Below are 13,816 nucleotides of genomic sequence, written 5' to 3' on the forward strand. Positions count from 1 at the left end.
GCCCCATGTTCCTCAACTTCCTCGACGAGCTTCGCGCCGCGAAGATCCCCGCGTCCCTCAAGGAGCATCTGCTGCTGCTCGAAGCGCTGCAGGCCGATGTCATCGACTGGTCGATCGAGGATTTCTATTATCTCGCCCGCGCCACCTATGTGAAGGACGAAGGCCTTCTCGACCGCTTCGACCAGGTCTTTGCAAAGGTCTTCAAGGGCCTGGAGCCATCGATTGATACGGGAACTGCAGAAATTCCCGAAGACTGGCTGCGCGCGATCGCCGAACTCAACCTGTCTGCCGAAGAAATGGCCGCGCTCGAAAAGCTCGGCTGGGACAAGTTGATGGAGACGCTCAAGGAGCGCCTCGAAGAGCAGAAAAAGCGCCACGAAGGCGGCAACAAATGGATCGGCACCGCCGGCAAGTCACCCTTTGGCGCGCAAGGGTCGCACCCGGAGGGCGTGCGCATCGGCCAGGACAAGAACCGCAACAACAAGGCGGTCAAGGTCTGGGACAAGCGCGAGTTCAAGAACCTCGACAACAGTATCGAGCTCGGCACCCGCAACATCAAGGTGGCGCTGCGCCGCCTCCGCAAATTCGCCCGCGACGGCGCCATGGACGAGCTCGACCTCGACGCCACGATCTCGGGAACCGCAAAAAAAGCCTATCTCGACATCATCATGCGCCCCGAACGGCACAATGCCGTCAAGCTGCTGCTCATGCTCGACGTCGGCGGCTCGATGGACCCGCATATCAAGGTCTGCGAGGAGCTGTTCTCGGCCGCCCGCAGCGAATTCAAGCACCTCGAATTCTTCTATTTTCACAACTGCCCCTATGAGGCGCTGTGGAAGGACAACAAGCGCCGCTGGTCGGAACGCACCCCGGTCCTCGAGCTGCTCCACAAATTCCCGCACGACTACAAGTTGGTCTTCGTCGGCGACGCCTCGATGAGTCCCTATGAAATCAACTATCCCGGCGGCTCGGTTGAACATTGGAATGAGGAAGCCGGCGATGTCTGGCTGCAACGCATGCTCGATGTGTATCACGCCGCCGCGTGGCTCAACCCGATCCCGGAAAAGAGCTGGGGCCACAGCCAGTCGATCCAGATGATCAAGACGCTGATGAATGACCGCATGTTCCCGCTGTCGCTGGAAGGTCTCGATCGCGCCATGCGGACGCTGACACGGAAGAACTGACGTCCCCACCGGTTTGCGACAAACGGTTCATCGCCCCGGAACGTCCGGCGGGGCTGCCTTGTTCTGTATCTGTGACGGAAATGCCGCACAGCTACAGCCCTTGGGAGCCTGACCATGCGTACGATCACCGCCATGTTCGATAGCCGCGCCGATGCCGAAACCGCGCGCGGCCGCCTCGCCGCCGCCGGCATCAGTGCCGACAATGTGTCCATCCACGACAAGTCCAGCCTGGCGCATCCGGCCGATGACCGCGGTTCCGCCTATGCCGGCGATCACGGCACGGCATCGTCCGAAGCCGATGGCCGCGACGGCACGCACCGCAATGCGATCGGCGACTATATCGACAACCGCACCGGCGACCGGCTGATGGAAGACGCCGGCAGCGAGCGGACCGCGCTCGGCGATTATGTCGAAGGCGAGAACAACAGCCACGCCCATCACGAGAACGCCAGCCACGACCACGACGGCCCGGGTTTGTGGAGCAAGATCAAGGCCTTCTTCACTGGTGATGACGACGTCTATGAAGAAGCAATGCGCCGCGGCGGCTATCTGGTCACCGCCCGTGTCGACGACCATGACGCCGAACGCGCCATCGACATTCTCGACGCCGACGGCACTGTCGACCTCGAAGCCCGCGAAACCAGCTGGCGCAGCGAAGGCTGGATGGGTGGCCCGAACACCGTCACGACCGATCGCGGTTCACGGCCCCGTGTCGGCAGCTATATTTCTGACGATTACCGCGAATAACCGACGATAACATGCTGAAAGGGCCGGCCTCCCGATGGAGGCCGGCCCTTTTCATGTCACTGCCCGGCTGATCCCTTGGCCGCGAGCTTCGCGCCATCGTCGGAGGCCAGGAACTTGGCCTGTTCGCCGACATAGGCGCGCACCGATTCGATATCGTCCCTGGAGAACCATTTGGCAAAGCTGACCATGCCCTGGTCTTTCAGAATGCCGCCATGGACGACCGCCGCCCAGCTTTCGGCATCGGTCAGCGCCGCCGACCGCCGCAGGTCGGGCACCAGCCCGCTCGATCGCGCCCCGGCGCCGTGGCAGATGCCGCAGTTGCCCTCGAACACCGTGCCGCCACGGGCAATCTGCGCCGCGGTGAACGTCTGCGACGGCGGATTGGCCGGGGCCAGCGCCGGCGCTTCGTAGGGCGGCAGCTTGGCCGTCCCGCCCAGCTTGAACACCAGCACCCGGCCATTGGGCTGGACGCGCTGCGGGCCATCGGGGAACCCCGTCGACATCGGATAGGCACCGCCATAGCCGGCCATCACCGCGACATATTGGGTATCGCCGACCTTGAAGCTGACCGGCCCCGCAACCACGCCGGTCTGCGCGTCGAACGCCCACATCGGCTTGCCGCTGGCAGCGTCGAACGCCTGGAACTGCCCCTTGGCATTGCCCTGGAACACCAGATTGCCGGCCGTCGCCAGCGCCCCGCCATTCCATGGCCCGTCATACTGGACGCGCCAGGCCTCCTTCTGCTGGACGGGGTCCCAGGCGAGCAGCTGCCCCTTCAGGATCGCCCGCGTCGCCCGCGTCGCCTCCAGGCTGTTCGGCGGTGCGTTCAGCGCGGCCACCACCGCGATGTTCCACGCCCCCGGCTTGTGCACATAATCCTTGTCGGTCTGATAGGCGAAGGGCACCTCCTGCGCCGGCAGATAGACGAGGCCCGTTTTCGGGCTGAACGCCATCGGGTGCCAATTATGGGCGCCCAATGCCGATGGCGCCACCAGCGCGGTCGCCTTGTCCGGAAACCGCTGCCCCTCGACCTCGATCGGCCGCCCGGTGGCCATGTCGACCCCCTTCGTCCAGGTCTGCGGCACGAACCCCTTGGCGCTGATCAGCTTGCCGGTCTCGCGGTCGATGACATAGAAAAAGCCGTTCTTGGGCGCCTGCATCAGCACCTTGCGCGGCCGCCCGTCGATCGGCAGCGTCGCCAGCATGATCGGCTGGGTCTGGGTGAAGTCCCAGCTTTCGGCCGGCGTCCCCTGATAATGCCACAGATATCGGCCGGTGTTGGGATCGAGCGCCACCACCGACGACAGGAACAGATTGTCGCCCTTGCCCTCGGACCGTACCTGGTGGTTCCACGGGCTGCCGTTGCCGACGCCGATATAAAGCTGGTCGAGTTCCTGGTCATAGACGATCGCGTCCCAGACGGTGCCGCCGCCGCCCGCCTCCCAATATTTGCCGAACCAGCTTTCGCCCGCCTTGGCCTGCAGAACCGGGTCGGACGCTTCGCCATCGGGGCCCTTCGCCGGGTTGCCGGGGATGGTGTAGAATCGCCACGCCTTCTTGCCGGTCTGGGCGTCATAGGCGGTGACATAGCCGCGCACCCCCAGTTCGGCACCGCCATTGCCGATGATGACCTTGCCCTTCACCACCCGCGGTGCGCCGGTGATGGTATAGGGCTGGCTCTTGTCGAAAGTCTGTGTCGTCCACACCGGCTTGCCGGTCGCGGCGTCGAGGGCGATCAGCCGGCCGTCGAGCGCGCCGAGGAACAGCTTGCCGTCATAGGCGGCAAGCCCGCGGTTGACGACGTCGCAGCAGGCGGCATGGCCGCGATCCTTGGGCACCTGCGGGTCATAGGTCCATTTGACCGCGCCGGTGGCGGCATCGAGCGCGACGACCTTCGACCAGGCCGTCGTCGTGTACATCGTGCCGTCGATGATCAGCGGCGTCGCTTCCTGCCCGCGGTTGCTGTCGAGCTCATGGCTCCACGCCAGCCCCAGCTGCCCGACATTGCCCGTATTGATCTGGTCGAGGTCGGCATAGCGCTGCTCGGCATAGGTGCCGCCGTGCGTCATCCAGTTGCCGGGTTCCGCCGCTGCATTGGCGAGCCGCGCCGCATCGACCCGCGCCGCCGGCGCCGAACTCGCCGCTTCGCCCTGCGTCGCCGCGCCGGCCCACAACAGGCTGGCAATCACGGCCGCACTCGCACCGGTGGCAAATTTCATCTGGCAGTCTCCCCAACACGCCTTTTGACAGGGAGATTATCAGCGGCGCACCGCCCGGCAAGCGAACGAATGTCTCAGGCTGCCGCGCCCCGGGCTCAGGGCTGCGTCGGCACCGGCAGGCTGTTGATCCAGCCGTTGAACAGGATCACCAGCCCGGCGACGATCATCAGCGCCGCCTTGGTCCGATTGCCGCCGGGCTGGCGCAGCAGCCAGATGCCGGCAACGATCAGTGCAAAGGCGGCGCCGGCGGACAGGCCCAGCAGGATGGATGGCGGCGTGTTCATCAGCGCGCCAGCGTCTGGCGAATGGCGTGCGCCCAGCCGTCGCGGCGCGCCTGCCGCGCCGCAGGGTCGATTGCCGGCGCAAAGCTGCGGTCCGGCGCCGACATGGCTGCTGCGGCCGCCGCCAGGTCGGCGAACATCCCCGCCCCCACGCCGGCCAGCATCGCCGCGCCCAGTGCCGTCGTTTCGATGATCCGCGGTCGTTCCACCACCACCCCCAGGCTGTCGGCAAGGTTCTGGCACAGCCAGTCGTTGGCGACCATGCCGCCATCGACACGCAACCGCGCCGCCGGCACGCCATCGGCCGCCAGCGCATCGACAAGATCTGCCGTCTGCTGCCCCATCGCTTCCAGCGTGGCGCGAACGATATGCGCCCGTGTCGTCCCGCCCGACAGGCCGGTCAGCGTCCCGCGCGCCCCCGGCTGCCAGTGCGGCGCCCCCATTCCCGCCAATGCCGGGACAAAGACCACGCCGCCGCTGTCCGCGACACTTTGTGCCAGCGCCTCGGTTTCGCTGCTGCTGGCGATGATCCCCAGCCCGTCGCGCAGCCACTGCACCGCCGCCCCGGCGGTGAAGATCGCGCCTTCCAGTGCATAGGCCGGCACCCCGCCTATCCGCCACGCCACCGTCGACAGCAGCCGGTGCGTCGAAACCGGTGCCACCGGCCCCGCATGGGCAAGCAGGAAGCAGCCGGTGCCATAGGTCGCCTTGACCTGCCCCGGTGCCAGGCAGGCGTGGCCGATGGTCGCGGCCTGCTGGTCGCCGGCGCTGCCGGTGATCGGCGTGTCACCGCCCAGCAGCGCCGTCGCTGCCAGCGGCCCGGCACAGTCGGTGATCGCCGGCAGGATTGCGGCCGGCACGCCGAACAATGCCAGCAGGCCGTCGTCCCAGGAGCAATCGTCGAGCCGCATCAACAGCGTCCGGCTGGCGTTGGTCGCGTCGGTGACATGGCGCGTCCCGGCCGACAATTTCCAGATCAGCCAGCTTTCGACCGTCCCGACGAGCAGTCGCCCGTCCGCCAGCGCGTCGGCCACCGCCGGCCAATTGTCGATCGCCCAGCGGATCTTGGTGGCCGAAAAATAGGGGTCGAGCACCAGGCCCGTCGTGGCCTGCACCGTCGGTTCATGGCCCGCCGCCTGCAACGCCGCGCACACATCCGCCGTCCGCCGGTCCTGCCAGACGATGGCGTGCGATACCGGCTCCCCGGTGGTGCGATCCCAGAACACCATCGTTTCGCGCTGGTTGGTGATGCCGATGGTGGCGATGCGCGGCGCACCGACCTGATCGGCGACATCGATCAGGCAGTCGCGGCTCAACCGCCAGATCTCGCCGGCGTCATGCTCCACCCAGCCGCTGTGCGGATAATGCTGGGTCAGCGGCCGCTGCGCGCTGGCGACGATGGCGCCTGCAAGGTTGAAGGCAATGGCGCGGGTCGAAGTCGTCCCGGCATCGAGAACGAGGATGAGATCGGCGGTCATGTCGCCTTCCCTAAACGCCTGCGCCGCACTAGGTAACCCCCGTGTCCGACACCGCGCCCTTCGACCGCCTGCACGACCTGCTGATCATCGGCGGCGGCATCAACGGCGCCGGCATCGCCCGCGACGCCGCGGGCCGCGGCCTGTCGGTCGCGCTGGTCGAAGCCGGGGACCTGGGCGGCGCCACCTCCAGCGCATCGACCAAGCTCATCCACGGCGGTCTGCGCTACCTCGAATTCCACGCCTATGGCCTCGTCCGCAAGGCGCTCGCCGAACGCGAGGTGCTGCTCGACATCGCCCCCCATATCGCCTGGCCGCAAAGCTTCGTGCTGCCCAACGCGCCCGACCAGCGCCCCGAATGGATGCTGCGCGCCGGGCTGTTCCTCTACGACCACCTCGCTCGCCGCCGCATTGTCCACGGTTCGGCGCGCATCGACCTGCGGCAGGATCCCGCCGGCCGGTCGCTGGCGCCCGAATGGAACCGCGGCTTTCGCTATTGGGACGGCTGGGTCGATGACGCGCGCCTCGTCATCGCCAACCTCCAGGACGCCCGCGACAAGGGCGCGCTGGTGCTGCCGCGCACCCGTGCCATCCGCGCGGAACATGACGGCAGCCGCTGGGCGGTCACGCTTGGGGATGGCCGCACCCTCCACGCCGCCCGCATCGTCAACGCCGCCGGCCCCTGGGCCGAAAGCGTCGCGCGCAGCGTTCTGGGCCGCAACGACGCACCCGCGCTGCGGCTCGTCCAGGGCTCGCACATCATCACCCGCCGCGTCAGCTCGGGCGCCGACGCCTTCATGTTTCAGCAGCCCGATGGCCGTATCATCTTCGTCATTCCCTATGAACGCGACTTTTCGCTGATCGGCACGACCGAGCGCGATATCGACACCCCCGACGCCGCGCACATCACCGAGGATGAAACCGACTATCTGCTCGCCGCCGCCAACCGCTACCTCGCCCGCCCGCTGACCCGCAGCGACGTCACTCACCGCTTCTCCGGCGTCCGCCCGCTCATCCTCGAAGCGAACAAGGGCGATCGCGAAACCACCCGCGATTACCGGCTGGTCGCCCATGACGGCGTCCCCGCGATGACCGTGGTCGGTGGCAAGATCACCACCTATCGCGTCCTCGCCGAGGACGTCCTGCAACGCATCGCCCCGGCCAGCAAGCGCTGGACCGCGACCGCCCCGCTGCCCGGCAGCCGGATCGACCGCAAGCCCGGCGAAACCGGCCAGGACGCCTTCGCCCGCTGGCTCGCCGACCTGACCGCCGCCGAAGGCAATTACGACCCCCGGCTGGTCCGGCGGCTGGCGCACACCATCGGCACCGCCGCGGCACCTTTGCTCGCCGCCGGGCTCGGCGCCAACATCGGCGGCATGTTCGAAGCCGAGCTCGACCATTTCGTCCGCAACGAATGGGCGACCACGGCCGACGACGTGCTGTGGCGCCGCACCAAGATGGGCCTGCACATCGACAACGCCGGCCGCGCGGAGATCGCCGCCTGGTTCGGTGAAGCCGCCCCCGCCGCCGGCGCCGACGCGCCCGTCACCCATCGCTTCGCTGCAAAAACCGCGTGATGCGCCCCCGGCCCGCGACACATCTGCCGCTTCCGCTCGGCCGCGCCCGCGCCTAACACCGCAGCGTGATCGACCCCGTCCTTCTCGCCATCGGCACCGCCCAGACGACGCTCATCGTCATCGTCCGCTATCTGGCGACCAGCGGCGGCTTTGCCTGGTGGACCGCGCGGCGCGGCATCGCCACCGGCCCGCGCGACCCCGCCCGCCGCAGCCGCCAGATCCGCGACGAAATCCGCTGGTCGCTGGTGTCCGCCGTCATCTACGGCATCCCCGCCGGCATCATGATCGCCTGCTGGCATTATTTCGGCCTCACCGCGATCCGCACGGAGTTCGACACCGCCGCCGCGCTCTGGTGGCTGCCGAGCATCGCCCTCTACCTCTTCCTCCACGACACCTGGTTCTACTGGACCCACCGCTGGATGCACGCGCCGCGCATCTTCAAGGCGGTGCACGCCGTCCACCATGCCTCCAAGCCGCCGACGGCCTGGGCAGCGATGAGCTTCCACCCCTGGGAGGCACTCAGCGGGGCCTTCGTCATCCCGCTGCTGGCCTTCGTCATCCCCATCCACTGGACCGCGCTCGCCGTCGTCCTCACCATCGCCACGGTGATGGGCGTCACCAACCACATGGGCTGGGAAATGTTCCCGGCGCGCTGGATCAACGGCTGGTTCGGTCGCCACATCATCACAGCGTCGCACCACGAGACGCACCACGCGCGCTACACCTGCAACTACGGCCTGTATTTCCGCTTCTGGGACAGGCTGTGCAAGACCGACAAGGGCCTCACCAGCTTCTGATTGACCGCGCCTGCCAACCTTCTACACTGCCCGCAGACCCCGGGGGGCCGGCATCGACCGGCTGAGAGGCAGCTTCCTCGCTGCGACCCGCTGAACCTGATCCGGTTGACCCCGGCGTAGGGAGGGCGCGGCCGTCGAAGCCCGCACTCCCCCTTGTGGAGTGCACGACATGGCCGACATCAATTCCCGCATCGAAATGCCCGTCACCACCGGCGCCCTGCCCGGCAGCCGGAAAATCCACATCGCCGGCACCCTGTTCCCCGATATCCGCGTCGCCATGCGCGAGGTCGCGCTCGAACCGAGCGCCAAGGAACCGCCGGTCCGCATCTACGACACCAGCGGGCCCTACACGGACGACACCGCCAGCATCGACATCGCCGCCGGCCTGCCGGCGCTGCGCATGCCGTGGATCGAGGCCCGCGGCGATTGCGAACGCTATCCGGGCCGCGAGGTCAAGCCCGAGGATAATGGCATTTTCGGCGGGCTGAAACAGCCCGAAGTCCAGCAATTCCCCAACGTCAACCCGATGCCGTGGCGCGCCAAGGGCGGCCAGGCCGTCACCCAAATCGCCTATGCCCGGCGCGGCATCATCACGCCCGAAATGGAATATGTCGCCATCCGCGAAAACATCGGCCGCGCGCAGCTGGCCGGGCAAATCCGGGATGGCGAGGATTTCGGCGCCGAAATTCCCGATTACGTCACCCCCGAATTCGTGCGCAGCGAGATCGCCCGCGGCCGCGCCATCATCCCCGCCAACATCAACCACCCCGAAGCCGAGCCCATGGCCATCGGCCGCAACTTCCTCGTCAAGATCAACGCCAACATCGGCAACAGTGCCGTCGCGTCGAGCATCGCCGAAGAAGTCGAAAAAATGGTCTGGGCCACCCGCTGGGGCGCCGACAATGTCATGGACCTGTCCACGGGGCGCAACATCCACAACACCCGCGAATGGATCCTGCGCAACTCCCCCGTCCCCATCGGCACCGTCCCCATCTACCAGGCGCTCGAAAAGGTCGGCGGCATTGCCGAGGACCTCAGCTGGGAGGTGTATCGCGACACGCTGATCGAACAGGCCGAACAGGGCGTCGACTATTTCACCATCCACGCCGGCGTCCGGCTCGCCTATGTCCCGCTCACCGCCAACCGCGTGACGGGCATCGTGTCGCGCGGCGGCAGCATCCTCGCCAAATGGTGCCTCAGCCACCACAAGGAGAATTTCCTCTACACGCACTTCGAGGAAATCTGCGAGATCATGCGCGCCTATGACGTGTCCTTCTCGCTGGGCGACGGCCTGCGCCCCGGCTCGATTGCCGACGCCAACGACCGCGCCCAATTCGCCGAGCTCGAAACCCTGGGCGAGCTGACCCAGGTCGCCTGGAAGCACGACTGCCAGGTGATGATCGAAGGCCCCGGCCATGTCCCGATGCACAAGATCAAGGTCAACATGACCAAGCAGCTCGAAACCTGTGGCGAGGCACCCTTCTACACATTGGGGCCGCTCACCACCGACATCGCGCCCGGCTATGACCATATCACCAGCGGCATCGGCGCCGCGATGATCGGCTGGTTCGGCTGCGCCATGCTCTGCTACGTAACGCCCAAGGAGCATCTGGGCCTGCCCGACCGCGACGACGTCAAGGTCGGCGTCATCACCTACAAACTCGCCGCCCACGCCGCCGACCTCGCCAAGGGCCACCCCGCCGCCCAGCTCCGCGACGACGCCCTCAGCCGCGCCCGCTTCGACTTCCGCTGGCGCGACCAGTTCAACCTGTCGCTCGACCCCGAAACCGCCCTCAACTTCCACGACGAAACCCTGCCCGCCGAAGGCGCCAAGGTCGCCCACTTCTGCTCGATGTGCGGGCCGAAATTTTGCTCGATGAAGATCACCCAGGACGTGCGGGACTATGCGGCGAAGCAGAACACCGAGACGATGCTGGCAGCAGGAATGGCGGAGAAGAGCGCCGAGTTCCGGGCCAAGGGCGGGGAGATTTATTTGCCGGCTGTTGGGTAAGTGAGTCTTGGTCGCAATCGATTTCAGCTTTTAATAAGCAGATGATTGGGCAATTATATACCTTAGTTAGCGAGACTTGAATGGGCGCGCATCTTAGTAAGGAAGCAGTGGCCAGCCATTTCGCGCAGGCGGGGATCACTGAGAATGACGCTTTAAGGGCTGAGCGCGGGGTGACCCTCGTAATGAGTATGCAGCTTCAGCAAGACCCCCCGGACTTCCCGGTACAGGGTTCCGATGGTTTCAAACACGTCAGCGCCAGCGAATGGCACGTCGGCGGGCATGATAGCTTGGCAATTGATGCTGGGCGGCTCCCCGTAAATTATCCGACTCCGACTTCGAGCAATCTCCATCGGAGGGAAGCCGGCTCCTATTTGCCACTGCCCCCCGCGCGAGGACACTCCCTCGGGTGTAGAGTAATTGAAAGCCGCTGTAGTTGTCGTGGCGACCTGTAAAAGGGCACGGTGCTTCTGGATGTTATCAAGCTGGTTTAGCGCCCAAAGATTATAGTTTCCTTCTTTCCATGGCTTGAACTCATTAAAAAGTAACTCTTGGAAATCAGGAAGATAGCGAGCCAGGTCTTTAAACTTAACCCTCCCAGTATGAGTTTTTCCACACCCGTTGCAGTTATGAATTATTGGCGAGAAGTCCTTTCTCAACTCTGTTTCGGTGCCCCGGAATGGGAAATTGACAGAATCGGAAAGCCTTTTGCTCACGCCTTGGACTAGCGTGCTAACTGCAGTGTCCAGAGCGCTTCTTAATGCATGGACACCGGAGCCAATCAAAAGCGGAAACTCTTTTGGTAGGCGGTTTGCAAAAAGCACGATACGATGCCCGTGCTCGTCAATCTCTTCCCGATAGCCGCATTGTTTGTTCTCGATATAGCTAATGATGTATTGCCGAGCGTCGAGAAATTGCGCGTCGGCCCAGTCCATCTTAAACGCTGCTTGCCAAAGCGGTGTTGGCCGAAGCGGATTCAGAAGCGGATCATTGTTAGACAAGCGGCCACCCCAAACAGAAGATACCTTCTCTGAAGCGGAGACGGAGGCCCGTCGAGAAGCTGCGCTCAAGCGTATGCTACCGACCCCCCACAAGCCGCACAAGGCTAGCGGGAAGCCACCCAAGGAGTCGAGTCAGTTGGGGAAATAGCGCTTCCCGCGCGTGCCGATCTGGCGCGGGATTTTCGCCAGCTTAGGCGGCGAGCTTGTCAGTCCGCCGATAGGTAAGACGGCGACCTTCGCCACCCTTGAGGATGGCCGCAGCGCGCTCGCCATCGGTCAACTCGCGGGTGCGGTCGCGCTGTCGCCTCCAACCCATGTCGCGCCTGGCTGGCATCGCCGGCCATAGGCCTGTTGCCAATCCCCACTCTCCGTTTTTGCAACGCAGCACGCAACCCCCTATATTCGCTCCACGCGTTGGCAGAGTGGGGCCGGGAGACAGGCAGTGAAGACTTTGGTTCTGGTGGCGGCGGCGGCGCTGCTGGTCACGCCCGCGATGGCGATGGCCTATGGTGGCCCCGGTGGCGGCGGTCGCGGCGGCGGCTTCAGCGGCGGGCGCGGTGGGCCCGGCGGCTATGGCGGCGGCTTTCGCGGCAATTCCGGTGGTCCGCGCTTCGGCGGCGGTTATCGGCCCGGCTTCGGCGGCGTCCGTCCCGGCTATGGCGCCTTTCGCCCCGGCTATGCCGGCTTCGGCCGCCCGGCCTTTTACCGCGGCGGCTTTGCCCGCCCCTATTTCGCCCGCCCCTACCTCGTGCGCCCGGTCTATTATGGCGGCTATTTTCCCGCGGCCTTCGGCTTCGGCCTCGGCTTTTACAACAGCTGGCCGCTGGTCGGCGGTTATGGCTATCCGGCGGCGATCAACTACACCACCAACGTCTATGCGGCGCCCCCGGTCGCCGCCCCGCCGGAAGCCGCCGGCCCGGCAGCCTGTGGCGACTGGGCCTGGGATGTCGGGTCGGGCAGCTATGTCTGGCAGCCGCAGGGCTGTTGATCTCAATCCTCGGCCGGCGGCGGCGCCATGGTGAAATCGTCGAACCGCCGCTGCTGGTCGGGCGTCAGCGTGGCATATAGCGCCTTCAACGCCGCCGACTGGCGCTGCAGATCGGCCAGTTCGGCCTTCAGCTCGGCCTCCACCAGGTCGATCCGGCGCGGCGCCGTCAGCCTGGGAAACATCGCCGCCGCAGCCCGGTGGTGCTGGTCCGCCGCTGCCTGCGAAGGGGTGGCGGCGACATAGGCCGCCCAGCGCGCTTCCTGCCCCGGGGTCAGTTGCAGCGCCGCATGCAGGCCTTCGAATTGCGCGCCGGCGGCCTGCTGCTGCGCCCGGCCGGGCCCGGCAACGACCAGCAATACCGACAGCAACGCGATACCGAATTTCATCCTGCGCCTCCTGATCCGGCGCCAGCGATAGCGTGCCCGCGGACCGGCCGATAGCCCCGGCGCAGACGGCCATGCTGTCCTACACGGCGATTTCCTGCCATGATGCGAAATCGACGCGCTCTTTGATATCGTCAGCCTGTTCAACACCTTCCGGCCGGCATGTGCCGATGTGCAAAAGCCGAAATCGCTGTGACTTTCGAGACTTTCTGAAGATTTGTTAACCTTTTTTGGATGCACCCTGACGGCCTTCGGCGCCACCCCGGCACCGGCCGGGATGACGCCATTCATAGGCAGAAGGTCAGGCCGCAAACGCCGCGCGACGGCGCATCGCGGCGCCGGTCAGGCCGAAGCCGGCGATCAGCATCGCCCAGGTCGTCGGTTCGGGGACGCCCGGCGCGCCGACATCGAACGTCAACGTATTGCCGCCGCCGTTGAGCGCACGGTTGTCGAGTTGACCCGTGAACAACGTCTGGCCGGACGCACCGAAGATGGAAATGCCGAACAGGTCGCGATCGCTGTTGGAATCGGTCCGTCCGAATATGGCCAGGCTGGCAAGGTCGGTGGGCGCCAGCAGCGTGATTTCCAGAAATTCCGAGGCAGCGGCTGAATCGGAATGATAGATGTCGGGGAACAGGACCGGCGCCAGTCCGTCGATCGCCTTGTCCGGCGTGGACTGCGCAGAATAGTTGCCGCTGCCCGCCGCCGTGGCACCATTGCTCGCCAGCGCGACATTGACACCGCTGCCCGCGGCGAACGCCTGGACTTCGCCGACCTGCAACCATGTCGGAACAAGGTTGGTGATACGGATCGTCGTTGCACCGATCACGCTCGCTGCTGCGACCGGCGTGCCGGACGCGAACAGGCTCAATATTGCTGAAGCCATCAAGAACCGACGCATTCTCATTCCCCTGCTAACGAACGGGTCACATCCCGTGTCATCAGGTAAAGGCTCCGAATGGCGCCGGAACGGCTCACCGACCTGAAATTTATTTTTTGCGTCAATCAGTTCGCGCGATGCGGTGCGGCGACGCATCGCGACCGGACCAGCCGGGACGGCGGTCCTGCAAGCGCGATCCCTTCAGGTTATCCACCGACGCAGCGGCAACCGCCGGCATGGACAATCACTGTGACTTTCGAGACTTTGTAAATTTCG

General features: G+C 65.6%; 13 protein-coding genes and 1 riboswitch. Of the genes, 6 read left to right on the top strand and 7 right to left on the bottom strand.

The window, feature by feature from the left end:
• Window positions 1–5: 5 nt before the first annotated feature.
• The gene (locus tag GGQ62_RS02675; protein ID WP_152576611.1) at window positions 6–1,184 is read left to right on the top strand and encodes a vWA domain-containing protein; all 1,179 of its coding nucleotides are present in this window, start codon (window positions 6–8) and stop codon (window positions 1,182–1,184) included.
• Window positions 1,185–1,298: 114 nt separating this feature from the next.
• Entirely contained in the window at window positions 1,299–1,931 is a 633-nt protein-coding gene (locus GGQ62_RS02680) for a hypothetical protein (protein WP_152576610.1), read from the top strand.
• A gap of 56 nt (window positions 1,932–1,987) precedes the next feature.
• Here GGQ62_RS02680 and GGQ62_RS02685 read toward each other — a convergent pair whose 3' ends face one another.
• The 3 genes from GGQ62_RS02685 to glpK form a co-directional block, all read right to left on the bottom strand.
• Window positions 1,988–4,150, bottom strand: coding sequence for a PQQ-dependent dehydrogenase, methanol/ethanol family (locus GGQ62_RS02685; RefSeq protein ID WP_152576609.1), 2,163 nt, complete (start codon window positions 4,148–4,150; stop codon window positions 1,988–1,990).
• Window positions 4,151–4,245: 95 nt separating this feature from the next.
• Window positions 4,246–4,434, bottom strand: a complete 189-nt coding sequence (locus GGQ62_RS02690; RefSeq protein ID WP_152576608.1) for a hypothetical protein — start codon at window positions 4,432–4,434, stop codon at window positions 4,246–4,248.
• Window positions 4,434–5,909, bottom strand: coding sequence for a glycerol kinase GlpK (glpK, locus tag GGQ62_RS02695; RefSeq protein WP_152576607.1), 1,476 nt, complete (start codon window positions 5,907–5,909; stop codon window positions 4,434–4,436). The genes GGQ62_RS02690 and glpK overlap by 1 nt, the downstream gene beginning before the upstream one ends.
• A gap of 41 nt (window positions 5,910–5,950) precedes the next feature.
• On the opposite strand from glpK, the gene glpD reads away from it, so the two are divergent.
• The 3 genes from glpD (at window position 5,951) to thiC (ending at window position 10,291) form a co-directional block, all read left to right on the top strand.
• Entirely contained in the window at window positions 5,951–7,483 is a 1,533-nt protein-coding gene (gene glpD / locus GGQ62_RS02700; protein WP_207790551.1) for a glycerol-3-phosphate dehydrogenase, read from the top strand.
• Window positions 7,484–7,548: 65 nt separating this feature from the next.
• On the top strand, window positions 7,549–8,280 hold the full coding sequence (locus GGQ62_RS02705; RefSeq protein ID WP_152576606.1) for a sterol desaturase family protein: 732 nt from the start codon (window positions 7,549–7,551) through the stop codon (window positions 8,278–8,280).
• Between the two features lie 30 nt (window positions 8,281–8,310).
• Window positions 8,311–8,420, top strand: a riboswitch (TPP riboswitch).
• A gap of 29 nt (window positions 8,421–8,449) precedes the next feature.
• Window positions 8,450–10,291 (top strand): phosphomethylpyrimidine synthase ThiC, encoded by a 1,842-nt coding sequence (gene thiC / locus GGQ62_RS02710; RefSeq protein WP_152576605.1) that lies wholly within the window; start codon window positions 8,450–8,452, stop codon window positions 10,289–10,291.
• Window positions 10,292–10,443: 152 nt separating this feature from the next.
• Here the strand turns inward: thiC and GGQ62_RS02715 are convergent, their stop codons facing one another.
• Window positions 10,444–11,223: a hypothetical protein gene (locus GGQ62_RS02715; RefSeq protein WP_152576604.1), complete on the bottom strand. Its 780-nt coding sequence runs from the start codon at window positions 11,221–11,223 to the stop codon at window positions 10,444–10,446.
• 256 nt (window positions 11,224–11,479) lie between these two features.
• Complete coding sequence (locus tag GGQ62_RS16535) at window positions 11,480–11,605, bottom strand: hypothetical protein (protein WP_279379627.1); 126 nt, start codon at window positions 11,603–11,605, stop codon at window positions 11,480–11,482.
• Between the two features lie 126 nt (window positions 11,606–11,731).
• On the opposite strand from GGQ62_RS16535, the gene GGQ62_RS02725 reads away from it, so the two are divergent.
• Window positions 11,732–12,277: a hypothetical protein gene (locus GGQ62_RS02725; protein ID WP_152576603.1), complete on the top strand. Its 546-nt coding sequence runs from the start codon at window positions 11,732–11,734 to the stop codon at window positions 12,275–12,277.
• A 2-nt stretch (window positions 12,278–12,279) separates the two neighbouring features.
• Here the strand turns inward: GGQ62_RS02725 and GGQ62_RS02730 are convergent, their stop codons facing one another.
• Together GGQ62_RS02730 and GGQ62_RS02735 are read right to left on the bottom strand one after the other, a co-directional pair.
• Complete coding sequence (locus GGQ62_RS02730) at window positions 12,280–12,663, bottom strand: Spy/CpxP family protein refolding chaperone (protein WP_167649448.1); 384 nt, start codon at window positions 12,661–12,663, stop codon at window positions 12,280–12,282.
• Between the two features lie 298 nt (window positions 12,664–12,961).
• A complete protein-coding gene (locus GGQ62_RS02735; protein ID WP_243451555.1) occupies window positions 12,962–13,696 on the bottom strand; it encodes a PEPxxWA-CTERM sorting domain-containing protein in 735 nt (244 codons plus the stop codon).
• Between the last annotated feature and the right edge of the window lie 120 nt (window positions 13,697–13,816).

Source organism: Polymorphobacter fuscus (assembly GCF_011927825.1).
Classification (GTDB): domain Bacteria; phylum Pseudomonadota; class Alphaproteobacteria; order Sphingomonadales; family Sphingomonadaceae; genus Sandarakinorhabdus; species Sandarakinorhabdus fusca.

Excerpts from the sequence above, each read along its gene's own strand:
- GGQ62_RS02735 (WP_243451555.1), bottom strand. The coding sequence starts at position 13,696 with ATGCGTCGCCGCACCGCATCGCGCGAACTGATTGACGCAAAAAATAAA.
- glpK (WP_152576607.1), bottom strand. The coding sequence starts at position 5,909 with ATGACCGCCGATCTCATCCTCGTTCTCGATGCCGGGACGACTTCGACC.
- GGQ62_RS02715 (WP_152576604.1), bottom strand. The coding sequence starts at position 11,223 with ATGGACTGGGCCGACGCGCAATTTCTCGACGCTCGGCAATACATCATT.
- GGQ62_RS02690 (WP_152576608.1), bottom strand. The coding sequence starts at position 4,434 with ATGAACACGCCGCCATCCATCCTGCTGGGCCTGTCCGCCGGCGCCGCC.
- thiC (WP_152576605.1), top strand. The coding sequence starts at position 8,450 with ATGGCCGACATCAATTCCCGCATCGAAATGCCCGTCACCACCGGCGCC.
- GGQ62_RS16535 (WP_279379627.1), bottom strand. The coding sequence starts at position 11,605 with ATGGGTTGGAGGCGACAGCGCGACCGCACCCGCGAGTTGACCGATGGC.
- GGQ62_RS02730 (WP_167649448.1), bottom strand. The coding sequence starts at position 12,663 with ATGAAATTCGGTATCGCGTTGCTGTCGGTATTGCTGGTCGTTGCCGGG.
- GGQ62_RS02675 (WP_152576611.1), top strand. The coding sequence starts at position 6 with ATGTTCCTCAACTTCCTCGACGAGCTTCGCGCCGCGAAGATCCCCGCG.
- GGQ62_RS02685 (WP_152576609.1), bottom strand. The coding sequence starts at position 4,150 with ATGAAATTTGCCACCGGTGCGAGTGCGGCCGTGATTGCCAGCCTGTTG.
- GGQ62_RS02680 (WP_152576610.1), top strand. The coding sequence starts at position 1,299 with ATGCGTACGATCACCGCCATGTTCGATAGCCGCGCCGATGCCGAAACC.